Below are 25,671 nucleotides of genomic sequence, written 5' to 3'. Positions count from 1 at the left end.
GGCCCAAGGAGCGCAAGCTGGGGATCAAGGGCTCCCCGACCCGGCAGGTGATCCTTGAGGATGTGCGGATCCCGGCCGATCGGATCATCGGGGCGGAGGGGACGGGGTTCAAGACCGCGCTGGCGACCCTGGACCACACTCGGATCACCATTGCCGCCCAGGCGTTGGGGATCGCGCAGGGAGCGTTGGATTTCGCGGTGGGGTATGTGAAGGAGCGCCGCCAGTTCGGCAGGCCGATCGCTGATTTCCAGGGTGTGCAGTTCATGCTGGCGGATATGGCGATGCGGCTGGAGGGCGCGCGGCAACTCACTTATCACGCGGCGATCAAGTCCGAGCGGGCCATGGACGGGGAGAGGGTCCGCGACCTGACGTTGGTGTCGTCGGCGTGCAAGGCGTTGGCGTCGGATGTGGCGATGGATGTCACTACCGATGCGGTGCAGTTGCTGGGCGGGTATGGGTATACGCGGGAGTTCCCGGTGGAGCGGATGATGCGCGACGCCAAGATCACTCAGATCTATGAGGGCACCAACCAGATCCAGCGCATGGTCATCGCCCGCCAACTCCTCAAATAACCGGAAGCCGCACAGTCGAAGGCCCCCACCCGTCGCGCGGGCAGGGACCTTCGGCGTTCGACCCCCGCGCTAGTCGCGCGAGATGGTGAGGATCACGCTGCCGTCCGGCGCCATGCGCGGGCGGAGCGTCACGCCGTTGTACGACGCGGCCGAGTTCGGCGACGAGGCGTCGATCGACGCGGTGTTCCTGGAGTTCCCGTTCTGGGCGGTGAAGGTCACCTGGTGACCACGCACCCCGACCCGGACCGGAGCCATCCCGTACTTCTTGTCGAACGCGATGCTCTGGCCGTCGCGGACCTGCACCTCGCAGTTGGCGTCCAGACAGGCCGCCAGGTTGGTGCCGTCCTTCGCGGGCGGCTGGGCGGCGGGCCGTCCAGGCTGCTGCTCGGAGCCGGGCTGCGCGGCGTTCTGCTGCGCGGCCTGCTGCGCGGCCTGCTGGACGGCCTGCTGGGCGGCGGCCTGCTGGGCGGCGGGCTGCTGGTCCGCGCCGGGCTGCTGGCTGGCGGCGTTCTGCTGGTCGGCCGCGGGCTGCGCGGCCTGCTGGCCGCTCTGCTGGCCGGGCTGCTGGTCGGCGGCGGGCTGGGCGGCCTGCTGCCCGTTCTGTTGCGCCGCCTGCTGCTGGTCCTGCGGGCTCTGCTGGTTCTGCTGGTTCTGCTGAGCGGCTTCCTGGCCTGCCTCCGGGCTGGCCTGCTGCCCGTTCTGCTGCGGGTCCTGCTGCGCGGCCTCCTGGCCCGGCTGCTGGCCCGCTTCCTGCCCGGTCTCCTGGCCCGGCTGCTGCGCGGGCGGCTGCCCGGCGTCCTGGCCGTTCTGCTGGCTCTGCTGTCCCGCGTCCTGGCCGGGCTGCTGGCCCGCCTCCGGTGCGTCCGCCGCCGCCGGGTCCGAGCCCGGCGCGGCGCCGGGCGCGGCGTCCGCGCCGGGCGGTGCGGGCGGCGGGTCCGCGAAGGCGGTGCCGCCCATGGAGGCGCTGATCGCCAGCGCCGCGGTGGTCGCGGTGAGCAGGCCGAGAATCCTTGTCGACATCCTTTGGACTCCTGACGAGTGATCTCTCTCTGTCACGGTCTTGCTACCCAGAGTAATCGATCAAGATTCAAGAGTCATGGAGGGGGGTCGTGTCGGAGGGTCAGTCGGGCGGACGATCGTCCACGAGCATCGTCTGCAGCGCCCGGCCGAACTCGCCGGAGGCGTCCGCGAGCGTGGCGTGGCACAGCGCGCTGCCGCCGGGGCTCGCGTCCAGCGACGCGGCCATGCACAGCCACTCGCCGACCGGGTCGCGGTGCAGCGCGACCGTCACGTCCGTGTTGATGATCAGCCATTTGGCCAGGTCGAGCTGGCTGCCGACGCCGGACGCGCTGTCGGCCAGGGTAAGCGCCCGGACCAGCGGCGTGTCGGCCTCGCCCGCGACCAGCGGCACCCGTGGCCGCGCCCAGATCGTCCCCGGGCCGGGCCGGGTGAAGTGCCCCTCCACCGGGCGCCACTCCATCGCGGCGACGTAGCCGCCGACGTGCAGGTCCTCCCAGTCGCCGAACGGGGGAGTCGCGCCGGGCAGCGGCGGCGGGCCGGGCGCGTGCACGACGGGCTCCAGCCGCTCCGGCGCGGCGAGGATCCGCCAGGCGGTGGCGCGGACGACCGTCCGCCCCTCGTGCCGGACCTCCCCTTCGAGGTGGGCGACCCGCCGGCCGGGCCGGACGACGCGGACGGCGACGTCCAGCACCGCCACCGGCACCGGGCTCAGGATCTCGACCGTCACCCGCGCGACCCGCGTGCCGGGGACCGGGTCGTGCCGCTCGAACGCCCGTCCGATCAGGCCGGACACCGGTCCGCCGTGCTGCAGGCCGGGCGACCACGGGCCCGCCGTCGCCGGGGTGGAGGCGAACCGGCCGCCGCCGAGCGGCTCGTAGAACGCCGGGGCGGGCGGCGCGTCGTCGCTCATGGGGCTCCTTCCCGTCTAGAACGCCACTCTAGATCAGGCCGGGGCCCGGTCGGCCGCGTCGGCCGGGGGCACCCGGGGTCAGCCGCAGAGCTTCTGGGTGGCGGTGCCCGTCTCGATCCCCGGCTTCGGCGACTGCGAGCCGGTCGGGGAGCCGCCCTTGACCTCGACGCGGCGCACGCCGTCCCAGTTCGCGCCGACCAAGACCTGGACGCGCGTCCCGAGCGAGGGGATCTCCTTCAGCCGGGCGCCCGGGATCGCGGCGGCCAGCGTCTTGGCGGAGTCGGCCTTGCCCGGCCCGTACTGGATCTGCGTCGTCTGGAGCCCGCGCCGCGCCACGCCCGGCACGACCGTCACCCCGAACCCGAGCCTGCGGAGCTGCCCGCCCGCCTTCGTCGCGAGCCCCGGCGTCCCGATCGCGTTCAGGACGCGGACGGAGATGTCGCCCGGCGGGACGGTGAGCTGGTCGCCGGGCTTCTCCGCCGGGTTCGTCGGCTTCGCGGACGGCTTCTCGGGCTGCTCCGCGACCGGCTGGTCGCGCCGGATGCGGGTGAACAGGTCGCGCGCCCTGCCCTCGTCCCACTGGACGACCGACTGCGGCGTCGGCGTGTTCCACAGGACGACGTTGGCCCCCGGGTTCGACAGCGGGATCTTCGCGAACGTCAGGTTGTCGGTCGACAGGTTCTTCATCTGGTCGGCGAGCTTCGGCAGGTTGTCGGCCAGCTTCGGGTCGACGCGCAGCGACTTCAGCGCCGCGTTCAGGAACCTCGTCGACTTGACCGGGTCGCCGAGCGTCTTCGTCGACAGCGCCTGCTTCATCATCGACGCCATGAACTGCTGCTGCCGGTCGATGCGGCCGAGGTCGCTGCCGTCGGCCAGCGTGTAGCGGGCGCGGGAGTAGGCGAGCGCCTTCAGGCCGTCCACGTGCGACTTGCCGGGCGGGAGCTTCAGCCCGCTCTTCGGGTCGTCGACGGCCTGCTCGGTGCACACGTCCACGCCGCCGAGCGCGTCCACCATGTGGACGAAGCCGTAGAAGTTCACCTCGACGTAGTGGTCGATGGACACGCCCGTCGCCCGCTTGATCGTGTTGACCGTGAGGTCGGGCCCGCCGAACTGGTACGCCCACGTGAGCTTGCCGGGACGCGACGGGATCTGCGCGCCCTTCGCCCCCTCCGACCCGTTCGACTTGTGCGCCGGGATGGTGACGTAGGAGTCGCGCGGCAGGTTCACGATCGACACCTTGTCGTGGTCGCGCGACACGTGGACCAGCATCATCGTGTCGGACCGCTCGCCCGGCTGGTGCCCGAGCTTCGCCGCGCGCTGCTGCTCGCGGGTCAGCCCGTCGCGGCGGTCGACCCCGGCGACGAGGATCGTCATCGCGCCCTTCGGCGCGTCCTTGCCGCGGCCGAGGCCGTCCACCGACACCTTGTCGAGCATGCCGGTGACGTAGTTCTGGAACGCCCACGCCCCGCCCGAGGTGAGCAGGACGAACACCGACGCCGCCCCGGTCAGGGTGAGGAAGCGCTTCTGCCGCCGGGCGCTCATCGCCGCGCGCGGGCTCAGCCCCCGGCCGGGGCGGCGCGGCCCGCGCGGGCCCTCCACCGGGACACGCGGCGCGGGCATGCCCTCGATGGTCACGCCCTCGATGTCGTCGCCGTCGCCCGCCGCCGCCCGGCCGCCGGGACGCGGCCGGAAGTACCGCTCCAGCGGGTCGCCGTCCGGCGGGTCCGTTGCGCCGCGACCTGAGTCGTGCCCGTCTGCCATACCGGCCGCCCGCCTCCCGAAGACGTCGTTCTCCCGCGAGTCGACTCCACTCTAAAGTGGGCGACACCCGTCCGTTCGCTACCTGGAGCTCGTGTCCTTGCAGTAACGTGGCGCCGTCTTGACCACACCCCGGCGGCCCGCACGCAAACTGGGTGGCGTGGGCTGCGTCAGACAAGCGAGCACAGAGAGAGGAAGGGGCGCTCCCCTCCGGTCTCCGGCCGGGGCGCGTCCGCGAGCCCACATGAATCCGTCTCCCCATGCCCAGCGCGCCATGAAACAGGAAACCCAGCAGACCGAGCGAGGCGAGCGGTCCAGCGCCGACTCCGCCGAGACCGAGACCGGCGAGACCCGCGCCGCCGAGCGCACCTGGCCCGCCGTGTCGGTGGTGATGCCGGTGCTGAACGAGCAGCGGCACCTGACCGAGGCCGTCCGCGGCATCCTCACGCAGGACTATCCCGGCGAGCTCGAACTCGTGCTCGCGATCGGGCCGTCCCGCGACCGGACCGAGGAGATCGCCCGCGGGCTCGCGGCCGAGGACCCGCGGATCCTCGTCGTCGCCAACCCGACCGGGCGCACCCCGCAGGGCCTGAACATCGCGATCAAGGCGTCGCAGTACTCGATCATCGTCCGGGTGGACGGGCACTCGCTGCTCCCGGCGGACTACGTCCGCGCCGCCGTCGAGACGATGGAGGAGACCGGCGCCGACAACGTCGGCGGGATCATGGCCGCCGAGGGCGTCACCGCGTTCGAGAAGGCCGTCGCGCGGGCGATGACGTCCAAGATCGGCGTCGGTAACGCGCGGTTCCACACCGGCGGCGAGGCGGGCGAGGTCGAGACCGTGTACCTCGGGACGTTCCGCCGCAGCGCCCTCGACCGGGTCGGCGGCTACGACGAGACGTTCACCCGCGCCCAGGACTGGGAGATGAACCACCGCATCCGGCAGACCGGCGGGCGGATCTTCTTCACGCCGCGGATGCGGGTCACCTACCGTCCGCGGCCGAACCTGCGGGCGCTCGCCAAGCAGTACTTCCACACCGGGCGCTGGCGCCGCGTCGTCGGACGCGAGCACCAGGGCACCCTGAACCTCCGCTACCTCGCCCCGCCGATCGCCGTCGTCGCGATGACGGCGGGCGCGGTCGCCGGGGTGTTCGGGTTCTGGCCGGGCTGGATCGTCCCCGGCGGGTACGCGGCCGCGATGATCGTGGGCGCCGCCGTGGAGGGACGCGGGCTGCCGGCGTCCGCGTGGGTCCGGCTGCCGCTCGTGTACGCGACCATGCACGTGACCTGGGGAATCGGGTTCCTGACCAGCCCGCCGAGGCTGGGCCAGCCGACCCCGATGAAACCGGGCGAGTCCGTCCACTAGCGGGCAAAATACAACTCCACCCTCGAACCCTCGTGCCCTGCCGGACGTCTCAGGGTTAGGTTTGGGCGGGATCCTGCCCGGACCCCGGTTTGGAGGGTGTCCATGTCCAACGGAGCACGCCACGGGCTCGGCGTGGTGATCGGACTGATCGTCACGCCGATCATCGCCGCCTGCATGGCGTACGGGACGACGAAGCTCGGGCAGTTCGCGCGCATCCTCGCCTACGAGGGCTCGGACCGCTGGGTCGGCGGGGGCCTCGTCCTGGTCGCGGCCGTCCTGATCGGGCTCGTGGCCGGGTCGCGGGTGTCGCCGCTCGCGTCGCTGATCCCCGGCGTCGTGTTCACGATCGTCGGGCTCCTGTGGGTCTTCTCGCCGCGCTGGGCGTTCCGGCACGCGGGCCGCGACATCATCCCCGACCGGATCGGCGACGGGTACCTGACGCTCTCCGCCTTCGGGATCTTCCTGCTGCTCGGCGTCGGGCTGCTCGTGGCGTCCGTGGCGCCGTCGCGGTGGCGGGCGCGGACCGGGCTCGCGCACGGCCCCGGGCCGCGGTTCGGAGGGCCGCCGCCCGCGCCGATGGGCCCGCCGCCGATGCACCAGCAGCCCATGCACCAGCCGATGCACTCACCCATGCAGGCGCCGATGCAGCAGGCGCCGATGCACGGGGCTCCGCCGCAGCCGGGCGTGCCTCAGCCGCCCGCGCCGGGGTCGCCGGGGGCGAGCACGCCGCCGTGGCAGGGCGTGCCGCAGTACGGGCAGCCGCCCGCCCAGCCCTCCGCGCCGAACCCGCCGCCGCTGCCGTCGGCCTCGCCGCCGTCGCCGCCTCCGGCCGATGACAAGCCGCCCTCCGGCGGCCCGTCGGCGTCCGACGACGACGAGCCCGGCGAGTGGACGCGGATGTACGGCGGGAACCGCTAGGAGCCGGACGGCCCGAGCGCCGCGAGCACGCCGGGGACGTCGTTGACCACCATCGCGTCGAACCCGGCGGCCGCGTAGCGCGGCGCCGCCTCGGCGGTCGGGCACCAGACGACCGTTTCGAGACCGGCCTTGTGCGCGACCTCCACGCAGTGCTCCAGCGGACGCAGCCGCGTGTCGGGATGGTCGGCGCCGCACGAGCCGGTGTGCACGGCGACGGCGTCCAGCCCGAGACCGGCGGCGGCCGGGACGGCGTGCCACAGCGGGAACCGCAGCCACGTCAGCAGGCCCAGCGGGACGCCGGGCAGCTCGTCCCGCAGGAACACCAGCAGCGACGGGTCGAACGACGTCACGAGCAGCCTGCGCCGCCGCGCCTCCCGCCGCAGCACCGGGAGCAGGAGCGCGCCGGTGCGGCGGGGCGGGTCGTCGACGGCGTCGTCCAGGATGGTCTTGACGTCCACGTCCACCGCGACGCCGGTGGGCAGCGCGTCGAAGACGTCGACCAGGCGCGGCAGCCCGCTCGCCGCCGCCGGGAGGTCGATCACGTGCGCGCCGTCCGGGACGGTCGGGTCGTGCCGCAGGACGAGGTCGTCGTCGGCGGTGCGCGTCACGTCGATCTCGACCCAGGACAGGCCGCCCGCGACGGCGGCTAGCAGCGACGGCAGCGTGTTCTCCGCGACCGGCGCCGCCGCCCCCGGCGGGACGACGTCGCCCGAGCCGTGGCCGCGGTGCCCGATCAGCGTGGGCGTCCGATCGAAGATCAATGGGAGTCCTCGGTGGTGGCGGGCTCGGTGGCGAGATGCTCGGCGACGACCGCGTCGAGCGGCTGGGTGACCTTGAGGTTGCGCTCGCTGCCCGCGACGACGCGGATCGGGACGTCCGGCAGGTAGCGGTGCACGATCCCGCAGTCGTCGGTGGCGCGCAGCGCCGGGTCGGCGAGGGCCAGCTCGTACGCCTTGCGGACGGTGCCGAGCCGGAAGCCCTGCGGGGTCTGGAACCGGGTCATCGTCTCGCGCGGCGGCATGGACGCGACGAGGCCGTCCTCGACCACCACGATCGTGTCGGACGACGGCACGCCCACCGCGACGGCGTCGTGGTCGTCCAGCGCGGCGAGGACGCGGTCGATGACAGGCGCGTCCACGAACGGGCGGGCCGCGTCGTGGAACAGGACGCGGACGTCGTCCGGGCGTCCGCCGAGCCGCTGCAGCGCCGCGACCGTGGACGCGGTCCGGGTGTCGCCGCCCTCGACGACCCCGGTCGTCTTGCGGAACGGCGCGGCGATCGCCGCCGCCTCCCGCAGGTGCCCGGCCGCCATCACGACCAGCACCTCGCCGATGCCGGGGTGCGCGTCGAACGCGGCGATAGCGCGGGCGAGGATCGGGCGGCCGCCCACCTCGATGAGCTGCTTGGGGCGTCCGGCGCCCATCCGCGCGCCGACACCGCCAGCGAGCACCACCGCAACCGTCGTCGCCATCTCTCCTCAGTTCCCCACGACTCCCGGTCACCAGGTCGTTACGCTTTGCACCTGCAGACACTCCCCGACCGGCCGGAGGCATCCGATGGAGCAGGCACCGCCGCGCGCTCGGCCGGTGCACCTCAACGTACCGGACCACCAGGCCGGAGACCCGGCGGACGGCCTTCTCGGCGGCTGCGCGGCGCGCCCGTGCGCGCGGGCCGCGGCGGAGTGGGCGGCGCGGCGCGGGCTCGGCCCGGACGCCCTCGCGGCGACCTCGTGCGCCGCCGCCGGGCTGGCGGCGGTGTGGTTCTCCGCCGGGACGCGCGGCGGGCTGCTCGCGGGCGCGCTGCTGCTGTGCGCGTCCCTCGTCCTCGGCGCCGCGCCGGGCGCGGGGCACGAAGTCCTGGACGCGGGAAAGGAGCTCGCCGTCTACGCGGGGCTCGCGGCGGGCGGGGCCGCGTCCGGGGAGCGCGTGTGGTGGGCGGCGACGGGGGCGGCCGCGCTGCTGTCCGTCCGGACGACGCTGGACGCGACGTCCCCGCCGCGTCCGTCCCGCCGGGGCGTCCTGGCGCGGCGGGTCGCGGCCACGCTGCGGCTGCCGGTCGCGGAGCGCTCCGCGCTGCTCGCGGCGGCCACTGCGATCGCGGGTGCTCAGACCGCGTTCGTCCTGCTCATCGCCTGGGGAGCGGCGGCCACGCTCGGCGCTCTCGCGGTGCGCGCGCTGACCGTCCCGGCGCACGCCGCCGCCGTGCGCGTGCACCGCGACGACGGGCCCGCGTCCCTGATGCTGGGCCGCGCGGCGCGCGGACGGCTCGCGCCGCTGCCCGGCGCCGTCCTCGCCGCCGCCGCGACGGGCGTCCTGCTCGCCGCCCGCCCGGACGGCGGCCCGGCTCCCGCGCTCTTCGCCCCCGCCGTCGCGCTGATGCTCGTCGGACCCGCCGCCGCGCACCCGCACGACGGGCGTCTGGACCGGCTCGTACCGCCCATAACGCGCGGGATCGAGTATGGTTACCTCGCCGTACTGGGGTTCGCGCAGGGCGTTCCGGCACCGCTCGTGTACGTGTCGGTCACGGTCCTGGCGCTGCACCACCACGACGTCGTGCGTCGCGTCCGCCGAGGGCGCCCGCCGCAGGAGTGGGTCCCGCGGGCCGGGCTCGGCTGGGACGGCCGGCTGCTGGTCGCGGCCGTCGCGGGCCTCGCCGGTCCGCTCACGTTCGCGTACGCCGCGCTGGCCGCCTACCTTGGCGTCCTGTTCGGCGGCGAGGGCGCGGTCGCGTGGACACGGTCGCGTGGACGCCGAGCAGGCGGACACCGGGCAGGCGGACACGGAGCAGGCGCACGCGGAGCAGGCGGCACGACGACGGCGTGACGGTCGACCGAGAGGAAGAGAGAGCATGATCGGCATGGTGCTGGCGGCGGGCGCGGGCCGGAGGCTGCGGCCCTACACCGACACGCTGCCCAAGGCCCTTGTCCCGGTGGACGGTGAGACCACCATCCTGGACATCGCGCTCGGCAACCTCGCGGAGGTCGGCCTTACCGACGTCGTGATCGTCGTCGGTTACCGCGCGAACGCGGTGGAGGAACGCAAGGCCGCCCTTGAGGAGCGGTACGGCGTGTCCATCACGCTCGTGCACAATGACAAAGCCGAGGAGTGGAACAACGCCTACTCCATGTGGCTGGCTCGGGAGCACTTCTCCAAGGGCGTCCTCATGGTCAACGGCGACACGGTCCATCCCGTGAGTGTCGAGAAGACGCTACTTGCGAGCCGCGGACCTGACATCCTCCTCGCCGTGGACGATGTGAAAACTCTCGCCGACGAGGAGATGAAGATCACCCTCGACGACGCGGGCCACCTGCGCACCATCACCAAGCTCATGGACCCGTCCACCGCGAACGGGGAGTACATCGGCGCCACGCTCGTTGAGCCCGCCGCCGCCGAGCCGCTGGCCGACGCGCTCAAGGCCACCTGGGAGCGCGACCCCGACCTCTACTACGAGGACGGCTACCAGGAGCTCGTGAACCGGGGCGGCCGCATCGGCGTCGCGCCGATCGGCGACGTCGAGTGGGTCGAGGTCGACAACCACGACGACCTGGAGAAGGCCCGCCGGATCGCCAAGGGCTACTGACCGACCGGAAGCGCGCGACCCCGAGCGAGGAGGCCCATGCCCCTGCTGACGCGGATGCTGAACGCGCCGCTCTCCATCGACGTGCGGCGCGGCGCCGTCGCCGCCCTCGGCGACCTGCTCGCCGACAAGCGGATCGCCACCGAGGGACGGGTCGCGATCGCGGTCGGCCGCGGGCAGGGCGACCAGATCGCCGAGCACGTCCGGCCGTCCCTCGCCGAATGCGACGTGTTCCAGGTCGACGGCGGCACCGTGGACGCGGCCGTCGACCTCGGCACGAAGCTGCGCGGCGGGTCCTACGAGGCCGTCGTCGGGATCGGCGGCGGCCGGACGATCGACGCCACCAAGTACGCGGCCACGCTGTCCGGCATCCCGATGGTGTCGGTCGCGACGAACCTGTCCCACGACGGGATCTGCTCGCCGGTCGCGTCGCTCGTCCACGACAAGGGCAAGGGCTCGTTCGGCGTGGTGATGCCGCTGGCGATGGTCGTCGACCTCGACTACGTGCACGCCGCGCCGCCCCGGCTCGTCCGCGCCGGGATCGGGGACGTGGTCAGCAACTTCTCCGCCGTGGACGACTGGCTGCTCGCCGCCGAGGAGTGCGGCGAGCGCGTCGACCGGATGGCGCTCACCGTGGCGCGCACGGCGGCGGAGGCGCTGCTGCACCAGCCCGGCTCGATCGAGTCGGACCGGTTCCTCACCGTCCTCGCGGAGGGGCTCGTCCTGTCCGGGATGGCGATGTCGTTCGCGGGCGACTCCCGTCCGGCGAGCGGCGGCGACCACGAGATCCTGCACGCCATCGACCAGCTCTACCCGGACGCCGCGAACCACGGCGAGCTGGCCGGGCTCGGCGCCGCGTTCTGCTACCACCTGCGCGCCACCCACCTCGGGCAGGGCGCCGAGCGGCTCGCCGAGATCCTCGCCTGCCTCGGCCGGCACGGCCTGCCCCGCTTCCCGGCCGACATCGGGCTCTCGACCGAGCAGTTCGCGGACGCCGTGCTGTTCGCCCCCCGGACCCGGCCCGGCCGCTTTACGATCTTGGAATACCTCGGCCTCGACAAGGGCGCGACCCTCAAGGCGGTGGAAGAGTATGTCCAGGCCCATGGAGGCTGAGAGCCCCGGGCGGAGCCGCTCCCCGGAACCCCCCGGCGAGACCCCCGGTGACGACCGGCCGCACCGTAAGGGCGCGTCCGTCGCCGACATCCGCCGGTACGGGCAGCCGCCCGGCCTGAAGGACCGGCGGAACGAGGAGCACTGGGCCGGGCGCCTCTACATGCGCGACCTGTCCCCGTACTTCGCGTGGATCGCGCTGCGCCTCGGGTTCAGCCCCAACCAGCTCACCTACCTGATGATGGCGAGCGGCGTCGTCGCGGGGCTCGTGGTGTCGCTGCCGGTCGACCCGCTGTGGACGGCGATCGGCGGCGCCGTGCTGATCCAGGTGTACCTGCTGCTCGACTGCGTGGACGGCGAGGTCGCCCGCTACCTGCGCCGGACGTCGGTCGCCGGGGTGTTCCTCGACCGGATCGGCCACTACCTGTCCGAGGTGTCGCTGCTCGTCGGGCTCGGGTTCATGGCGCAGGGCGGCTGGCGCAACGGCGGCTGGGCCGAGCTCGGCCTCGTCGCCGCGCTCGGCGCCGCGCTGATCAAGGCGGAGACCGACAACGTCGTCGTCGCGCGGGCGAAGTCGGGGCTGCCCGCCGACCCGTCCGGCGGCGACCGGGCGCTGCGGCCCCGCTCCACCGGCATCGCGCTGGCCCGGCAGGCGGCGTCCATGCTGCGCTTCCACCGGATCATCGGCGCGGTCGAGCTGTCGCTGCTGATCGTCGCCGCCGCCGTGATCGACGCGCTGACCGGTTCGGACGACCCGGTCGCGGTCCGGGTGCTGATGGTCGCCGTGGCTGCGGTCGCCGTCGTGCAGACGCTGCTGCACCTGGTCAGCATCCTCGCCTCGCGGAGGCTGAAGTGAAGCTGAGCGTGGTCGTGCTCACCATGGGCAACCGTCCGGACGAGCTGGCCCGCGCCGTCCAAAGCGCCCTGGAGCAGGAGCACGTGGAGGTCGAGGTCGTCCTCGTCGGCAACGGCGCCGACCCGGTCGGCGACCGCGCGGACGAAGCGCCGTTCAACGACGAGCGCGTCAAGACCCTGTCCCTGCCGAAGAACGTCGGCATCCCGGCCGGGCGCAACCGCGGCGTGGCGGCGTCCTGCGGCGACGTGGTCCTGTTCCTGGACGACGACGGCTGGTACCGCTCCACCCGGCTCGGCGCCCACCTGCGCGACCGGTTCTCCGCCGAGCCCGACCTCGGCGCGGTGTCGTTCCGCGTCCGCGACCCCGAGGGCGGGCGCGGCGAGCGCCGGCACGTCCCGAGGCTGCGCGCCGGCGACCCGGAGCGCTCGTCGCCCGTCACCACGTTCCTCGGCGGCGCGTGCGCGATCCGGCGCGCCGCCTACGAGGCGGGCGGCGGCCTCCCCGAGGACTTCTTCTACGCCCACGAGGAGACCGACCTCGCCTGGCAGATCCTCAACGCGGGCTACCGCATCGTGTACGACGCCTCGGCGGTGATGTTCCACCCGTCCGTGCTGCCGACGCGGCACGACATGTTCTACCGGTACAACGCGCGCAACCGGGTGTGGCTCGCGCGCCGGAACCTGCCCTGGCCGCTCGCCTTCACTTACCTGACGGTGTGGATCGCCATGACGCTCCTGCGCGAGCGCCGTCCGAGCGCGCTCAAGCCGTGGTTCAAGGGCTTCGTGGAGGGCTGGCGCAAGCCGGCGGGCCCGCGCCGCCCGATCTCCTACGCCACCGCCTGGCGCATGACGAGAACGGGCCGCCCACCCATCATCTAATCGTCCTGGGTCAACACCGCGAAGATGAGGCGGGTCAGTTCCGCTGTGACGTCGTCTAAGGGAATGTCCTGGTCGCGGGAGGACCAGTGGTGGACGAGGCTGTTCACCGCGCCGATCACGGCGATCATCGTGAGGCGGTAGTCGCGGTCGACGGCCTCGCCGCGGTCTACGGCCTCGCGGGTCATGGCGAGGAGGGCGTCCTCCCACCGGCCGCGCCAGCTCAGCCGGTGCCGCTCCAGCCCGGCGCTCACCCCGATGACCTCGACGAACGCGATGCGCGCCCAGCGCGGGTCGCTGGCGGTGACGGTGATGAACGCGCGGACGGCGTGCTCCACCCGCGTCGCGAGGCCGGAGCCCGCCGCCTCGGCGTAGGCGCCGGACAGGGCCTCGGCGGCGCGCTCGTTGATGTCGCGGTGCAGCGCCGTGAGCAGCTCCTCGCGGCCGGAGAACTCCTCGTAGAAGTTGCGGGTGGACACGCTCGCGGTCGCGCACAGCCGTTCGATGGACGTGGCGGCGTAGCCGCGGGTGCCGAACAGGTCGAGGCCGGCGGCCAGCAGGCGCTCCCGCCGCTCGGCGCGGCGCTCCTCGGCCGAACGGCCGCCGTAGCTGCGCCTGGGCGCGGGATTCCGGCCGCTCATCGATCTCCGTCCGTCAAAAGGGACGATGTCCGTTAACAGGACGACGTCAGAGTAACCCGGCCGGACGGGATCTTATCCCCCGGTTCGGGCCGCAGTCCGGAGCCGGGCGGCCGCGTCCGGGGCGTGGACCGCGACACTGCCGGCGGGTGGCCGGGCGCGGCCACCGCGACGGCGTGCGCGCCGCCGCCGAGGTCGACAAGGTCGCCGTCGTCCAGCTCGCGGTCGACGCGGACGGGCTCCGGCGGCGCCATCCCGGCGAGATCCGCCGAGCGCGTAGCCCGGCCCCCGCTCGGTCCTTCCTCAGTCGTCGAGGAGGGTGCCGCTCCACTTCGGGTCGGCGGTGAGGACGGTCAGCCGCTGCGTCGCCCGCGACACCGCCACGTACAGCACGCGCAGCCCGCGCGGCGACTGCGCGGCCACCGTCTCCGGCGCGACGATCACGGCCGCGTCGAACTCCAGGCCCTTCGCCTCCAGGACGTTCAGCACCTGCACGCGCTCCGGCAGCCCGGCGGCGATCCGGTCGAGGGCGGCCCGCGTCCACGCGGCGGCGGGCTCCTCGGGCGCGGGCGCGTCGAACAGGCTCGGCTGCCCGCCCGACTCCTCCGGCGGCAGCGGGACGATCACCCCGATCGTGCCCTCCACCTGCCCGACCAGCTCCTCGGCCGCCGCCCGCGCCGCGTCCGCGAGGTCGCGCTCCGGGACGACCCGGACGACCGGCTCGATGCCCGACGTCCGGACGGCCCGCGCCGGGCGCGCCTCGGGCAGCGCCAGCGCCAGCACCCGCGCGGACACGGCCGCGATCTCCGTCGAGTTGCGGTAGTTCGTCGTCAGCTCGTAGTCGTGCCGGGCGCGCGGGGCCGGCTTGCGCCCGCCGCCGCCGCGCCGCCGCCGGGACTTCGACGCCGGGCGCTCCCCGCCGAGCGCCGCCTCCATCGCCCGGCGGGCGGCGTCGAGGTCCTCCCAGGCGCTCTGGGCCGGGTCCTCGACGATCGTCCAGCTGGCCTGGCGGCCCCGGCGGCCGAGCATCCGCCACTGCATGGGGGAGAGGTCCTGCGCCTCGTCGACGACGATGTGCGCGTACTCGGGACGCTCCTCGACCACCCCGTCGTCCACCCGCCGGGACCGTTCGAGCCGCTCCATGGACGTGGTGAGCTCCTGCATCTCGGGCTCCCACGTGTCGTCGGCGACCTCCTCGCCGGTGATGATGTTGACGCCGTCCACGACGAACGGGTCGTCCTCGGCGGGGGCGCGGCGGCCGCGCGGCCGGGGCGGCGAGCCGAGCAGCGCGTCGAGTTCGTCGAGGAGGGCGACGTCCTGGTAGCTGAGCGGGGCGTCGCCGGCCCAGGACGCGGCGAGCGCGTCGAGGTCGGCGCGGTCGAGGTCGCGTCCGGCGGCGCGGCGCAGCCGGGCCGGGTCGGCGAGCGAGCGCAGCACGTCCAGCGGGCGGCGCAGCGGCCACCAGGCGACCAGGAAGTCGGTGAACGCGCGCTGCTCGCGGACGCGGGCGTCGAACTGCTCGCGCTTCGGGTCGCCGCCCCCGCCGCCGTTCCGCGCGGGCTCCTCGTCGAGCGCGGCGAGGCCGTCGGCGGCGAGGATCGCGTTCCACAGGCCCGCCTCGGCGCCCTCCGCGGCCTCGGCCGCCTCGGGGCCGCCGACGTCGGTGAAGCGCCGCCAGAGGGCGTCCAGGAGCATCGTCGCGGCCCGGCCGCGGGCGGCGTTGACGCTGCCCCGGCTCCGCCGGTGGACCTCGTTCCTGATCCGGTCGAGGCGGGGCCGGTCGAGCCGGACGACGACGCCCTTGAACACGACGCGCAGCTCGTCCGGCGCGCCCGGCGCGTGGTCGGCGACGGCGCGCCGCAGCACGGTCGCCATCGCCTCCGCGCCCTTGGCGCGGGCGAGCCGCGGCGGGTCGTGGACGGTCGCCGTCGCGCCGTCCACCAGGTCGCCGAGCGAGCGCAGCGCCGCCGAGCCCTCGCCGAGGGACGGCAGCACCCGCTCGATGTAGGCGGTGAAGCGCGGGTTCGGGCCGACGACCAGCACGCCCCGCGAGCCGAACCGGCGGCGGTGCCGGAACAGCAGGTAGGCGACGCGGTGCAGGGCCACGGCCGTCTTGCCGGTGCCGGGCGCGCCGCGGACGAGGACCGTCCCGTCGACGGGGGCGCGGATCACCTCGTCCTGCTCGCGCTGGATCGTCGCGACGATGTCGCGCATCGCGCCCTCGCGGGCGCGGGCGAGCGAGGCGAGGAACGCGCCGTCGCCGACGATCGTCATGCCGTCGGCGGCGTCCGGGTCGAGGAGGTCGTCCTCCAGGTCGACGACGGTGTGGCCGCGCGAGTGCAGGACGCGGCGGCGGACGACGCCGCGCGGGTCCTCCGGGGTGGCGCGGTAGAAGTCCTCGGCGGCGGGCGCCCGCCAGTCGATCACGAGCGAGTCGTGCTCGCTGGTGCGCACGCCGATCCGGCCGATGTAGCGGGTCTCGCGCGTCCCCTGCTCGCCGGGGGCGAGGTCGAGGCGGCCGAAGACGAGGCCGTCGTCGGCGACGTCCAGCGCCTGGGCGCGCAGCGCCGCCTGGTGGACCATGGCGTCCCGGTCGACCAGGGAGCCCTTGGTGCCGGCGAGCGACTGCCGGTAGCCCTCGCGGATCATGGCCTGGGCGTCCGCGCGCATCTCCTCGAGCCGGGCGTAGGCCATGTCGACGTAGCGCTGCTCGGCGGCGATCTCGCGATCCTTCACCGTGCCGTCTGGGCCGGTCGGCCGACCGTTGACCTGGGACGACATGCGGGCTGCTCCTCGCGCGTGTGCGTGGCCGGGGAACGTCCCCGGCACCCCGAAGGGGCGAAGGAGACAGCTTATTCGGTCCGCCCGACGTTCACGGCGGCGCCGACGTCGGCGCAGGTCAGGCCGGTTCGACCGCAGCCTTGATCCGGTCGAGGGTGGCGCGCATGCCCGCGCGGTTCACCGCCGCGCGCCGCTCCGCCGGGACGCCGGTGAACACCTTGCCGAGCAGCCCCGCGAACGCCGCGCGCCGGCCGCCGCGCCGCAGGTCCTCCCAGTACTCGGTGAGCCGCGTGCGGGGGACGGCCGGGTCGTCCGCGATGTCCTCGATCCGGTAGCCCCAGATCGCCGTCGGTATCCCGAAGACGGTCACGCGGAACGCGAACGCCTCGCCGGGTACCGCGACCGTCACCTGGCAGGTGGTGAACCACACCCGCCAGGAGATCCGGTTGAAGCCGACGAACCTCGTCCCGGGCCTGATCGCCCGCCCGCGCACCCAGGCGGCGAACACCTCGGGGCTCCACTCGCCCATCCGGCGCGGATCGGCGACCGCCGCGTACACGGTCCGCGCGTCCGCCCCGATGGGGACGCTCTCCTCGACCACCCACTCCCTGTCCATGGCACCGCATCCTCCCACTCCATGACCAATCGGTCACTTCAGGTGGGCGAAACTGCGCCGCCACTCCGCGTACCAGTCCGCGAACCAGGGCTCGGCCTCCGCCAGCGGGACGATGTACGTCACCGTCTCGGCGTAGTAGCGGCGCTGGAAGTCCGGCGGCATCCGGTCGAGGGTCTGGACGTTGCTGACGCGGTCGGCGAGCTTCACGAGCACGGCCTCGCGCGGCGCGTCGCGGAGGCGGCGCAGGTAGGCGGCCTTCGCGGCGCGCTTGGCCTGGCGTCCGGCCCCGCCCGCGGGCGGCTTCGTAACCCAGTCGACCAGCTCGGTCACCACCGGGCCGAACTCCGCCTCGACGTCGGCGAGGGTCGCGGACGTGTCCTCGACGACGTCGTGCAGCAGCGCGGCCGACAGCACCGCCGTGTCGGTCACGCGAGGCCCGCTCACCAGCACCTCAAGCGCTTCAAGCAGGTGCTCGACGTAGGGCGCGCCGGTCGGCCGCCGCTGGTCGCCGTGCCACCGCTCCGCCGCCTCCGCCGCGCGGCCGACCGCGTCCACGTCGATGTCCAGGTCGATCTCCGTCCCGACCAGGGCGGCGCGGGCCTCGTCCCAGGTTCGCCAGTGTGTGAAGACCTCCACGGTTCCTCCGTTCTGTCGCGCGGACGTCCCGCACAGGGCATGGTGGGTGTCGCGTCTGACAGGCACGGTACGCGGAAGGAGGGGCGCGGTCGTGGTCGCGAGCCGGCACCGGCCCGGCGGCCGGCCGGAGTCCGTGGGCGGTGTCCGCGTGGCCCTCGGCCTGGTCTCCGGGGCGGTCGCCATCGCGGTGTGCGCCGTCCTCGTCGACCGGTTCGTGCTCGGCGCGGAGTGGTGGCAGGTGCGGCACACCGTGACCGCCGAGCCCGTCACGCCGCAGCGCGAGGTCGGGCCGCCGCCCGGCCCCCTCGCGGTGAGCTGGGAGCGGACGACCCGCACGCACCACGGCTCCGTCCCCGGCTTCGACGGCGTCGCCTATGCGGTCGCGCAGGGGCAGCTCGTCACGGCGTCCGGGCGCGGGCTCGACGTCCGCGACGCGCGCACCGGCGGGCCCCGCTGGAGTTACCGCCGGTCCGGCTGGACGCTGCTCGGCTGGGCGTCCACCCGGTCCCGGCTCGTCGCCTACTTCGAGCGGGACGGCGACCGCTCCGACCGGCTGCTCGTCGCGTTCGACGCGCTGTCCGGCGGCCTGCTGTGGCGGCGGGAGGGCACCCGGCCCGCCGCCGTCTCCCGGACGACGCTGCGCTGGCCCGCCGGGTCGGACGTGCTGCTCACCACCGACGAGCCGCGCCGGACGCTGTTCGGCGTCTCCGCCGTCACCGGGCGCCAGGTGTGGCGGCTGCCGCTGCCGCGCGGCTGCCGCCTCGCCGAGGGCGGCGCGCGGCCGTCCGACGGGCGGGAGACGCTCACCGCGCTCGCGCTGGAGTGCGCGGGCGGCGACCGGCGCGGACGGCTGCTCGCGGTCGACCCGGCGAAGGGCGCGGTCCGCTGGGACCGGCGGCTCGGCTCCGCCGAGTCCCCCGACGTCTCCATGCTGGACGGCGTCACCCTCGCCTCCGACGGCACGGCGCTGCGGGCGTTCGGCGACGACGGCGAGCAGGTCGCCGCCTGGGCGGGCGACGTGTGCGGCGACGCGATGTGCCCCGGCGTCCTCGCCGGCGGGCGGCTCGTGGTCGTCTACCACCCGAAGGGCGCGAAGCGCGGCGCCACCCGGATGGAGGCGGTGCGGGTGCCGTCCGGGCGGGTCGAGTGGCGGCGGGACGTCCCCGCCTACGCGGCGCTGACGCAGGCGGGCGGGCACGTGTTCGCGCTGCGCCCCCGGCTGGCGGAGCGGCTGCTCCCGGCGGGCGTCGACATCGTCGAGCCGCTCGACGGGCGCACCGCGACCGCGCCCGCGCCGTTCGCCATGAACCCGGACCTGCCGGGTGCGCGGCCGTGGCTCGCGGCGACGGGCGGGCTGCTGTACGCGGCCGTCCCGCAGGCGGCGCCGCGGCCGGACGGCGCGACCCGGCTCGTCGTGCTCCGCGGCGGGCTCCTCGGGCCCGGCCCGGCGGAGCTGGACGGCGTCCCCGCGGCCGACTGGCCGGACGCCTGCGCGCTGCTGAAGAAGCCCGACCTCGCCGCTGCGCGGATGCCGGGGCACCGCTCCGCGCCCGCCTACGCGAGCGCCGGGGGCGTCCGGCTGCCGCACCCGGTGTCCTGCGCCTACGAGCCGCGCCACCGCGACCCGGGCGACGGGACCGGCCGCCCGCCCCCGGACCGCCGGGAGCGGGGGACGCGGGATCCGTCCGCGAGCCCGTCCGGGACGGCGTCGCCGTCGGACCGTCCCACCGGCCCCGGCCACGAGGAGGGCACGGCGGGCGGCTTCACCGTCAGCGTGCGCTGGACGGCGCGCACCGACCAGGCAGCGTCGCAGATGCTGGACGCCCTCCAGGCCACCCAGGCGCAGTCGCGGCGGCGGCGCGACATCGGCGCCGACGAGGCGTACGAGATCGGCCCCACCGCTGGGATGATCGCCCTGCGCGTCGCCCGCTGCGTCGTGGTCGTGGAGGCCGACCGCCCGCCGGGCGCCGCCGCGCGGCTCGCGCGGTCGGTGGCGTACCGGCTGCGCGCGCCGTCCTGACGCGGCTCACGCGGTCCTGACGCCGCGGGGCGGGGGGCGGGTGAGGGCTCAGAACTCGGGAACCGGCTCGGGTGCGGGTTCGGGCTCCGGGTCGGGCTCCGGCTCCCTGACGCGGCTGGGGGAGGAGCGGCCCGCCCACGCTTCGAGCTGGGCGACGAAGCGCTCGGCGTGGACGGGCCAGTGGAACCGCTCGCGGGCCGTCCGGTAGCCGCGCTCGCCCATGGCGGCGCGCAGGTCCGGGTCGTCGCGCAGCCGCAGGACGGCCTTCGCCGCCGACTCCGGGTCGCCGAACGGGACGACCAGCCCGCAGTCGGCGGGCTCGACGATGTCCACGGCGGGCGGGTTCGGCGTGGTGATCACCGGGACGCCGCGCGCCATGTACTCGACGACCTTGGTCGGCATCGAGTGCCGGTAGTTCGGCTCGTCGTGCAGCAGCGCGAGCCCGGCCATGGCGCCCTCGGCGATGCGCAGCGCCCGGTCGTTCGGGACGAACCCGTACCAGCGCAGGATCCCCTCGCGCTGCGCGGCCCGCAGTGGGTCGCGGACGTCGACGTCCGCGGCGCCGATCAGCTCGACCAGCACGCCCTCGGCGGCCAGCGGCCGGGCCATCTCGATCATGTCGAGCGCGCCGCGCGCCCGGGAGAGCTGCCCGACGTACACGGCGCGGCGGCCGTCCGGCTCCGGCGGCCGCCGGTCGGACACGTAGGTGGTGTTCGGCACGACCGGGTGCTCGCGGCCGAACCGCTCCCGGTAGCCCTCCTCGGCGAGCAGCAGCCGGTGCCTGCGCTCGGTGCGCTTCTCCAGCCGGTGCACGGCCGGGCGCAGCAGCGGACGCGCCGGGCCGGGCAGCCAGCCCTTGGCGCTCAGCGCGGCGGCGGTGTCCTCGTGGACGTCCCAGACGACCGTGCGCTTGCTCACCTCGCGAGGCAGCGACACGAGCAGTTCGGGGTCGTGCAGCAGGATCACGTCGGCGTAGGCGGCGTGCTCGGCCAGCGCGCGGTGCGCGGCGCGCAGGGCGCGGAACCGGCGCCGCCCCGTCGCGCGCGGGATGTCCACCGGGCTGATCTCCCGCCACGGGGTCGCGTTGCAGGCCCGGAACGGAGCGATATACGTGACCTCGTGGCCGGCGTCGAGCAGGGCGCGTATCTGCCGGTGCAGAATGCGCGCGTCTTCGGGATGGTGCACCACGGTGCAAACACAGACCCGCATTCTCACCCACTCCGCGTGATTCGGAATCGTGGTCCCCTGTCGCCGAGTCTTGGACCCGGATGGAAATCGCCGATGAATTCCCGTCGTCCATGGCGTGGACGACGCCGGGCGATTGGACCCCCCGTGCTAGGGAGCCCGCCGGGAGCCGGCGCCTCCACCGGGCTAGAGCAACTCGACGGCGTCGGTCTGGGCGTCCCGCGTCCGGCCGCGGGTGTCGAACAGCAGCCGCGCGTGCCGCGTCAGCGTCGCCGGGTCGTAGGCCGCGTGCCCGGCCAGCACGATCGCGAGGTCGGCCGCGGCCAGCGCGGCGGGCAGGTCGGCGCCCGCGTTCCGGATCGCTTCCCCGTCCACGTCCCACGACGTGACGAACGGGTCGTGGAACGACAGGTCGGCGCCGAGCCGGGCCAGCCGCCGCGCCACCGGACGGGCGGGCGACTCGCGCTGGTCGGCGATGTCGGCCTTGTAGGTGACGCCGAGGAGCAGGACCTTCGCGTCCTTGAGCGCGCGTCCCTCCCGGTTGAGGAGCTGCTGCGCGCGTTCCGCGACGTACCGCGGCATCCGGTCGTTGATCTCCTGGGCCAGCTCCACGAACCGGAACGGGTAGCCCAGCGACCGGACCTTGTACGACAGGTAGTTCGGGTCGATCGGGATGCAGTGCCCGCCGACGCCCGGCCCCGGGCGGAACGCCTGGAACCCGAACGGCTTGGTGGCGGCGCAGTCGATCGCGTCCCACAGGTCGATCCCGAGTTCGTTGCAGAACACCGCCATCTCGTTGACCAGCGCGATGTTGACGTGCCGGTAGGTGTTCTCCAGGAGCTTCGCCATCTCGGCCTCGCGGGTGCCCTTGGCCTCCACGACCCGCTCGACGAACTTGCCGTAGAACGCCGACGCGGCCGACGCGCAGCACGGTTCGAGCCCGCCGACGATCTTCGGCGTGTTGCGCACGCCGTAGACGGGGTTGCCCGGGTCGATCCGCTCCGGCGAGAACGCCAGGTGGAACTCCTCCCCGGCGACCAGCCCGGACGACTCCAGGATCGGCCGGACGACCTCCTCCGTCGTCCCCGGGTAGGTGGTGGACTCCAGCACCACGAGCGTCCCCGGCTCCAGGTGCCGGGCGACCGTCTCGGACGCGCCGCGCACCGCGGTGAGGTCGGGTCCGCCTTCCGGGGACAGCGGCGTCGGCACGCAGATCACCACGGTGCGGGCGCCGTCCAGGACGTCCTCCTGCAGGCTCGGGACGAACCCGGCCTCCAGCATCTCCTCGATCTCGGCGGGCGAGACGTCGTCGATGTGCGACAGCCCGGCCTTGAGCCCGGCGACCACGCGCGCGTCGCGGTCGAGCCCGGCGACCCGAAGGCCGGCCCGGCTCGCCTCGCGCACGAGCGGCAGTCCCACGTAGCCGAGTCCGATGACCACCAGATCCACGCCGGTGGCTCCCTTCGCAGCGATTTATGTGATGGCGTAAGCGGCCCGATATCGCTCCGCGACGGCCCGCCAAGTGCGTTCCGCGCGGACCCATTCCCGGGCCGACCGCCCGATTTTCTGCCTTCTTTCGGGACTGTAAGCCAGGTCTTCCAGACAATTCGCCCATGCTTCCGGGTCTTCCGGAACTGTTAACTCGCCGGTCACGCCCGGTTCCACGATTTCGCGAAGTGCCCTGACATCACTGGCTATGACGGGGATTCCCCCGGCCATCGCCTCGATCGGCTTCAGAGGCGTCACCAGTTGGCACACCCGGTCCGCGCGGCGCGGAACCGCGAACACATCGAGGACGGCGTGGAATCGGCGAACGGACTCCATCGGCACCCGCCCGGTGAACACGGCGTGAACGCCGTGCCCGGCGGCGCGCCGTTCGAGCGCGCCGCGCTCCGGGCCGTCGCCGACGAGCAGCAGGGTTACGGGCGCACCTTTATCGCGCAGCAGCGCCGCGGCGTCGATCAGCGTGTCGATGCCCTCGTAGCCGTAGAACGACGACGTGAGGCCGACGACGGTGGCGTCGTCCCGGATGCCGAGCCGGGCGCGCAGCCCGCCGGGGTCCGGCAGCGGTTCGAGGAACGCCTCGTCCACCCCGTTCGGGACGGTGAAGATCTTCTCCATCGGGACGCCGCGGGACGCGATCTCCGCCCGCATCGCCTCGCCGAGCGTCACGACCGCGTCCGCCTCGGTCATGCGGCGGGTCTCCAGCTCCCGGGTCAGCCGGTAGAAGTCGTCGGACTCGCTGTGCGCCGGGTCGCGGGACAGCCAAGAATCCTCAAGGAATCCGCGCACCTCGTAAACGACGGGCAGCCCGTGGCGGCGGCCGACCTCCAGCGCCACCGCCGCGTTCAGGTGGTTGCTGACCGCGTGCAGGACGGACGGCCGCAGCTCCTCGACCAGCGGCCCGGCGAGGTCGGCGCTCTTCGCGACCGCCCGCAGCGGGTCGGCGGCGGGCCACCACGGCAGCAGCCGGTGGTAGGCGAGCCCGTCGACCTCGACGCGCGGCCGAGCGTCGCCGACGCCCTGGTTCAGCGGATAGCCGAGCCGCGTCACCACGTGCGGGTCGTAGCCCATGTCGCGCTGGGCGAGCGCGATCCGGTGCGTCCGGACGGTGTAACCCGCGTTCGTGCAGGGCAGAGCGTTGGTCACGAACTGGAGGACGCCTTCGACGGGCCGCTTGAGCGCCCGCTCCCGCACCGGGGCGGGCGGCGCGTGGTCCAGCAGGCTGCGCAGGTCGGCGGTCTCGCGCCGGACGTCCCGCGGTTTCGGGACGGCGAGCCGGGACGTGCGCAGCCGGCGGCCGAACGGCGCGCGGGCCAGCAGCCGGACGGCCAGTCGGGCGGCTCTGCCGGGATCGTCCCGGAGCTGCCGCCAGACGAGTCCTGCCAGGTAGACGGGCTTTTTTGTGGGCACGGCGGGCGAGCGTAGGCAACCCCGATGAACAGAAGGGAAATTGTGTTGGGACCCATCGTGCACGTCCTCGGGGCGCGGCCGAACTTCGTCAAGGCGGCGCCGGTGATCGGCGCGCTGCGGGCGGCGGGCGCCGAGCAGGCCGTGGTCCACACCGGCCAGCACTACGACGCCCGGATGTCGGAGATCTTCTTCGACGAGCTGGGCCTGCCGGAGCCGGACGTGAACCTCGGCGTCGGCTCCGGCGGGCACGCCGAGCAGACCGCCGCGCTCATGATCGGTCTTGAGCGGGAGTTCATCGGGCGTTCACCCGCCCTCGTCATCGTGTACGGCGACGTGAACTCGACGATCGCCGCCGCGCTGGTCGCGGCCAAGCTGCACATCCCGGTGGCCCACGTGGAGGCCGGGCTGCGCAGCTTCGACATGACGATGCCCGAGGAGGTCAACCGCCGCCTCACCGACCAGCTCTCCGCGCTCTGCCTCGTGACGAGCCCGGAGGCGGTCGGGCACCTGGCGGACGAGGGCGTCCCGGTGTCGCGCGCGCACTTCGTCGGCAACCCGATGATCGACACGCTGCTGGCGAACCTCGACGCGTTCGACACCGAGCGGGTGCGGGCGGAGCACGGGCTGCCGGAGCGGTACGTCCTCGCGACGATGCACCGTCCGGCGAACGTGGACGAGCCGGACACGGCGGCGGCGCTCGTCCGGCACTTGCACGGCGTGGCCGACCTCGCCGACCTGGTGATCCCGGTGCACCCGCGCGGCCGGGCGAACCTGCTCGCCGCCGGGCTGGACGCGCACGACCGCGTGCACATTCTCGATCCGCTCGGGTACATCGACTTCATCGCGGCCGTGCGGGGGGCGGCGGCGGTCGTCACGGACTCGGGGGGCCTCCAGGAGGAGACCACGATCCTCGGCGTGCCGTGCCTGACCGTCCGGCCGAACACCGAGCGGCCGATCACCATCACGCACGGCACGAACCGGCTGGTGACGTTCGAGGAGGTCGTGCCGGGAGTGCGCAAGGTCCTGGAGTCGGGCGCGCGGGCCGGGGAGCGCAGGCCGCCGCTGTGGGACGGCCACGCCGGTCCCCGCATCGCAGAGGTGATCATGGAGTACCTGGGTGAGTGAGGAAAGCCGGAACGCGAAGGCGTACCAGCAGCTCGGACGGCTGCGGGCGCGGCTGCGCGAGCGCGAGGAGCGGCTCGCCGAGCTGGAGCGGCGGCTCGCCGCGCTGGAGGCGTCGACGGCCGTGCAGTTCGGCCGGCTCGTCGCGGGCGCGGCGCGCAACCCGAAGCGCGGCAAGCGGCTGCCGAAGGACCTGTACCGGCTCTGGCGCAAGCGGAACGCGCCCGTGTCCGCGCCCGCGTCGGCGGGGAACCAGGGCGTCCCGGTGGACCGGGTCGACCGGCCGGAGAACCGGCTCCTCGTCGCCGGGCCCTGCGACCGGATGATCATCGCGGGCGTGCTCGGCGACCGGACCGCCGCGCTGCTCGGGGAGCAGGCGAAGGTCGTCCCGCTCTACCCGCACGACGCCGCGATCGCGCTCCAGTCCGCCGACGTGGACATGCTCGTCGTGGACGCGGCGGCGGGGGAGCCCGGCGGTGCGTGGGCGTACCTGGGCGTCCCCGGCATGTACGACCGCGACCTCGCGCTCCACGAGATCCGCCGGATCGCCGCCGCGCGCTCGCTCCCGATCGTCCTGTGGGCGCCCCGGGAGGGGCCGCCCGCGCCCGCCACGCTCGCCTGCCTGAGCTGGGACGCGACCGTGACCGATCCCGTCACCGCTTCCGGCCGCCTCGCGGGGCTCTTGGAACCAGTGCAGTCGCCGGGGGGTGTGGGGGATCGTCCCCCCACAGGGACCTCGGCCCGTTGAAAGGACACACCTTGCGACCACGTGCCCTCGTCTACGGCGACGTCGATCTCA

The 25,671-nt window shown here is 74.3% G+C and carries 24 protein-coding genes; 11 read left to right on the top strand and 13 right to left on the bottom strand.

From position 1 onward, the window contains the following. A partial coding sequence (locus FXF68_RS07555; protein ID WP_281292143.1) for an acyl-CoA dehydrogenase family protein occupies positions 1 to 572 on the top strand: 572 nt, incomplete at its 5' end. A 69-nt stretch (positions 573 to 641) separates the two neighbouring features. Here FXF68_RS07555 and FXF68_RS42175 read toward each other — a convergent pair. The 3 genes from FXF68_RS42175 to FXF68_RS07540 form a co-directional block, all read right to left on the bottom strand. Further along, on the bottom strand, positions 642 to 1,592 hold the full coding sequence (locus FXF68_RS42175) for a hypothetical protein (RefSeq protein ID WP_187437783.1): 951 nt from the start codon (positions 1,590 to 1,592) through the stop codon (positions 642 to 644). 100 nt (positions 1,593 to 1,692) lie between these two features. Next, a complete protein-coding gene (locus tag FXF68_RS07545; protein WP_148758100.1) occupies positions 1,693 to 2,502 on the bottom strand; it encodes a thioesterase family protein in 810 nt (269 codons plus the stop codon). A gap of 78 nt (positions 2,503 to 2,580) precedes the next feature. Further along, positions 2,581 to 4,263, bottom strand: coding sequence for an LCP family protein (locus FXF68_RS07540; RefSeq protein ID WP_148758099.1), 1,683 nt, complete (start codon positions 4,261 to 4,263; stop codon positions 2,581 to 2,583). Positions 4,264 to 4,534: 271 nt separating this feature from the next. Here FXF68_RS07540 and FXF68_RS07535 point away from each other — a divergent pair, with 271 nt between their 5' ends. Both FXF68_RS07535 and FXF68_RS07530 read left to right on the top strand, forming a co-directional pair. Next, positions 4,535 to 5,626 carry a glycosyltransferase family 2 protein gene (locus FXF68_RS07535; protein ID WP_148758098.1) on the top strand — a complete coding sequence of 364 codons (1,092 nt, stop codon included), beginning with the start codon at positions 4,535 to 4,537 and terminating at the stop codon, positions 5,624 to 5,626. 102 nt (positions 5,627 to 5,728) lie between these two features. Then, positions 5,729 to 6,544, top strand: a complete 816-nt coding sequence (locus FXF68_RS07530; protein ID WP_148758097.1) for a hypothetical protein — start codon at positions 5,729 to 5,731, stop codon at positions 6,542 to 6,544. Here FXF68_RS07530 and FXF68_RS07525 read toward each other — a convergent pair. Both FXF68_RS07525 and ispD read right to left on the bottom strand, forming a co-directional pair. Next, on the bottom strand, positions 6,541 to 7,305 hold the full coding sequence (locus FXF68_RS07525; RefSeq protein ID WP_148758096.1) for a glycerophosphodiester phosphodiesterase: 765 nt from the start codon (positions 7,303 to 7,305) through the stop codon (positions 6,541 to 6,543). The two genes, FXF68_RS07530 and FXF68_RS07525, sit on opposite strands and share 4 nt — an antisense overlap. After that, a complete protein-coding gene (gene ispD, locus FXF68_RS07520) occupies positions 7,302 to 8,015 on the bottom strand; it encodes a 2-C-methyl-D-erythritol 4-phosphate cytidylyltransferase (RefSeq protein ID WP_148758095.1) in 714 nt (237 codons plus the stop codon). Before ispD ends, FXF68_RS07525 begins: the two co-directional genes overlap by 4 nt. An 85-nt stretch (positions 8,016 to 8,100) precedes the next feature. Here ispD and FXF68_RS42170 point away from each other — a divergent pair, with 85 nt between their 5' ends. Genes FXF68_RS42170 through FXF68_RS07495 form a run of 5 tightly spaced genes read left to right on the top strand, consistent with a single transcriptional unit; the run spans position 8,101 to position 12,964 of the window. Continuing rightward, on the top strand, positions 8,101 to 9,366 hold the full coding sequence (locus FXF68_RS42170; RefSeq protein ID WP_187437782.1) for a DUF5941 domain-containing protein: 1,266 nt from the start codon (positions 8,101 to 8,103) through the stop codon (positions 9,364 to 9,366). A 25-nt stretch (positions 9,367 to 9,391) separates the two neighbouring features. Continuing rightward, positions 9,392 to 10,123: a phosphocholine cytidylyltransferase family protein gene (locus FXF68_RS07510; protein WP_148758094.1), complete on the top strand. Its 732-nt coding sequence runs from the start codon at positions 9,392 to 9,394 to the stop codon at positions 10,121 to 10,123. Between the two features lie 54 nt (positions 10,124 to 10,177). Next, positions 10,178 to 11,233, top strand: a complete 1,056-nt coding sequence (locus tag FXF68_RS07505) for an iron-containing alcohol dehydrogenase family protein (protein WP_187437796.1) — start codon at positions 10,178 to 10,180, stop codon at positions 11,231 to 11,233. Beyond that, entirely contained in the window at positions 11,223 to 12,086 is an 864-nt protein-coding gene (locus FXF68_RS07500; RefSeq protein WP_148758092.1) for a CDP-alcohol phosphatidyltransferase family protein, read from the top strand. Before FXF68_RS07505 ends, FXF68_RS07500 begins: the two co-directional genes overlap by 11 nt. A gap of 23 nt (positions 12,087 to 12,109) precedes the next feature. Then, positions 12,110 to 12,964: a glycosyltransferase family 2 protein gene (locus tag FXF68_RS07495; protein ID WP_148758254.1), complete on the top strand. Its 855-nt coding sequence runs from the start codon at positions 12,110 to 12,112 to the stop codon at positions 12,962 to 12,964. Here the strand turns inward: FXF68_RS07495 and FXF68_RS07490 are convergent. The 5 genes from FXF68_RS07490 to FXF68_RS07470 form a co-directional block, all read right to left on the bottom strand. Next, positions 12,961 to 13,602 (bottom strand): TetR/AcrR family transcriptional regulator, encoded by a 642-nt coding sequence (locus FXF68_RS07490; protein ID WP_148758091.1) that lies wholly within the window; start codon positions 13,600 to 13,602, stop codon positions 12,961 to 12,963. The genes FXF68_RS07495 and FXF68_RS07490 overlap by 4 nt on opposite strands. 32 nt (positions 13,603 to 13,634) lie before the next feature. Then, positions 13,635 to 13,853 carry a hypothetical protein gene (locus FXF68_RS42990; protein ID WP_222869831.1) on the bottom strand — a complete coding sequence of 73 codons (219 nt, stop codon included), beginning with the start codon at positions 13,851 to 13,853 and terminating at the stop codon, positions 13,635 to 13,637. Positions 13,854 to 13,902: 49 nt separating this feature from the next. Next, on the bottom strand, positions 13,903 to 16,380 hold the full coding sequence (locus FXF68_RS07480) for a HelD family protein (protein ID WP_148758090.1): 2,478 nt from the start codon (positions 16,378 to 16,380) through the stop codon (positions 13,903 to 13,905). Between the two features lie 118 nt (positions 16,381 to 16,498). After that, positions 16,499 to 16,996: an SRPBCC family protein gene (locus tag FXF68_RS07475; protein ID WP_148758089.1), complete on the bottom strand. Its 498-nt coding sequence runs from the start codon at positions 16,994 to 16,996 to the stop codon at positions 16,499 to 16,501. 33 nt (positions 16,997 to 17,029) lie between these two features. Then, the gene (locus FXF68_RS07470) at positions 17,030 to 17,632 is read right to left on the bottom strand and encodes an HD domain-containing protein (protein WP_148758088.1); all 603 of its coding nucleotides are present in this window, start codon (positions 17,630 to 17,632) and stop codon (positions 17,030 to 17,032) included. Positions 17,633 to 17,723: 91 nt separating this feature from the next. On the opposite strand from FXF68_RS07470, the gene FXF68_RS07465 reads away from it, so the two are divergent. Next, on the top strand, positions 17,724 to 19,652 hold the full coding sequence (locus tag FXF68_RS07465; RefSeq protein WP_148758087.1) for an outer membrane protein assembly factor BamB family protein: 1,929 nt from the start codon (positions 17,724 to 17,726) through the stop codon (positions 19,650 to 19,652). 48 nt (positions 19,653 to 19,700) lie between these two features. On the opposite strand, the gene FXF68_RS07455 is transcribed toward FXF68_RS07465, so the two are convergent. From FXF68_RS07455 to FXF68_RS07445, 3 genes are all read right to left on the bottom strand, one after another. After that, a complete protein-coding gene (locus FXF68_RS07455) occupies positions 19,701 to 20,861 on the bottom strand; it encodes a glycosyltransferase (RefSeq protein WP_222869830.1) in 1,161 nt (386 codons plus the stop codon). Positions 20,862 to 21,023: 162 nt separating this feature from the next. Next, positions 21,024 to 22,286, bottom strand: coding sequence for a nucleotide sugar dehydrogenase (locus tag FXF68_RS07450; RefSeq protein WP_148758086.1), 1,263 nt, complete (start codon positions 22,284 to 22,286; stop codon positions 21,024 to 21,026). A 24-nt stretch (positions 22,287 to 22,310) separates the two neighbouring features. Further along, a complete protein-coding gene (locus tag FXF68_RS07445; RefSeq protein WP_246178393.1) occupies positions 22,311 to 23,750 on the bottom strand; it encodes a glycosyltransferase family 4 protein in 1,440 nt (479 codons plus the stop codon). Between the two features lie 24 nt (positions 23,751 to 23,774). On the opposite strand from FXF68_RS07445, the gene wecB reads away from it, so the two are divergent. Beyond that, complete coding sequence (gene wecB, locus FXF68_RS07440) at positions 23,775 to 24,875, top strand: non-hydrolyzing UDP-N-acetylglucosamine 2-epimerase (RefSeq protein ID WP_148758085.1); 1,101 nt, start codon at positions 23,775 to 23,777, stop codon at positions 24,873 to 24,875. Further along, positions 24,868 to 25,620 (top strand): hypothetical protein, encoded by a 753-nt coding sequence (locus FXF68_RS07435; protein ID WP_148758084.1) that lies wholly within the window; start codon positions 24,868 to 24,870, stop codon positions 25,618 to 25,620. The genes wecB and FXF68_RS07435 overlap by 8 nt, the downstream gene beginning before the upstream one ends. Positions 25,621 to 25,671: the final 51 nt, after the last annotated feature.

It is taken from the genome of Actinomadura decatromicini, assembly GCF_008121305.1.
Lineage (GTDB): Bacteria > Actinomycetota > Actinomycetes > Streptosporangiales > Streptosporangiaceae > Spirillospora > Spirillospora syzygii.
This window is presented reverse-complemented; position numbering and strand designations above follow the sequence as displayed.

Excerpts from the sequence above, each read along its gene's own strand:
- FXF68_RS07490 (WP_148758091.1), bottom strand. The coding sequence starts at position 13,602 with ATGAGCGGCCGGAATCCCGCGCCCAGGCGCAGCTACGGCGGCCGTTCG.
- FXF68_RS07475 (WP_148758089.1), bottom strand. The coding sequence starts at position 16,996 with ATGGACAGGGAGTGGGTGGTCGAGGAGAGCGTCCCCATCGGGGCGGAC.
- ispD (WP_148758095.1), bottom strand. The coding sequence starts at position 8,015 with ATGGCGACGACGGTTGCGGTGGTGCTCGCTGGCGGTGTCGGCGCGCGG.
- wecB (WP_148758085.1), top strand. The coding sequence starts at position 23,775 with ATGAACAGAAGGGAAATTGTGTTGGGACCCATCGTGCACGTCCTCGGG.
- FXF68_RS07455 (WP_222869830.1), bottom strand. The coding sequence starts at position 20,861 with ATGCGGGTCTGTGTTTGCACCGTGGTGCACCATCCCGAAGACGCGCGC.
- FXF68_RS07510 (WP_148758094.1), top strand. The coding sequence starts at position 9,392 with ATGATCGGCATGGTGCTGGCGGCGGGCGCGGGCCGGAGGCTGCGGCCC.
- FXF68_RS42175 (WP_187437783.1), bottom strand. The coding sequence starts at position 1,592 with ATGTCGACAAGGATTCTCGGCCTGCTCACCGCGACCACCGCGGCGCTG.
- FXF68_RS07495 (WP_148758254.1), top strand. The coding sequence starts at position 12,110 with ATGGGCAACCGTCCGGACGAGCTGGCCCGCGCCGTCCAAAGCGCCCTG.
- FXF68_RS07540 (WP_148758099.1), bottom strand. The coding sequence starts at position 4,263 with ATGGCAGACGGGCACGACTCAGGTCGCGGCGCAACGGACCCGCCGGAC.
- FXF68_RS07480 (WP_148758090.1), bottom strand. The coding sequence starts at position 16,380 with ATGTCGTCCCAGGTCAACGGTCGGCCGACCGGCCCAGACGGCACGGTG.
- FXF68_RS42990 (WP_222869831.1), bottom strand. The coding sequence starts at position 13,853 with ATGGCGCCGCCGGAGCCCGTCCGCGTCGACCGCGAGCTGGACGACGGC.
- FXF68_RS07500 (WP_148758092.1), top strand. The coding sequence starts at position 11,223 with ATGGAGGCTGAGAGCCCCGGGCGGAGCCGCTCCCCGGAACCCCCCGGC.
- FXF68_RS07530 (WP_148758097.1), top strand. The coding sequence starts at position 5,729 with ATGTCCAACGGAGCACGCCACGGGCTCGGCGTGGTGATCGGACTGATC.
- FXF68_RS42170 (WP_187437782.1), top strand. The coding sequence starts at position 8,101 with ATGGAGCAGGCACCGCCGCGCGCTCGGCCGGTGCACCTCAACGTACCG.
- FXF68_RS07545 (WP_148758100.1), bottom strand. The coding sequence starts at position 2,502 with ATGAGCGACGACGCGCCGCCCGCCCCGGCGTTCTACGAGCCGCTCGGC.
- FXF68_RS07505 (WP_187437796.1), top strand. The coding sequence starts at position 10,178 with ATGCTGAACGCGCCGCTCTCCATCGACGTGCGGCGCGGCGCCGTCGCC.
- FXF68_RS07535 (WP_148758098.1), top strand. The coding sequence starts at position 4,535 with ATGAAACAGGAAACCCAGCAGACCGAGCGAGGCGAGCGGTCCAGCGCC.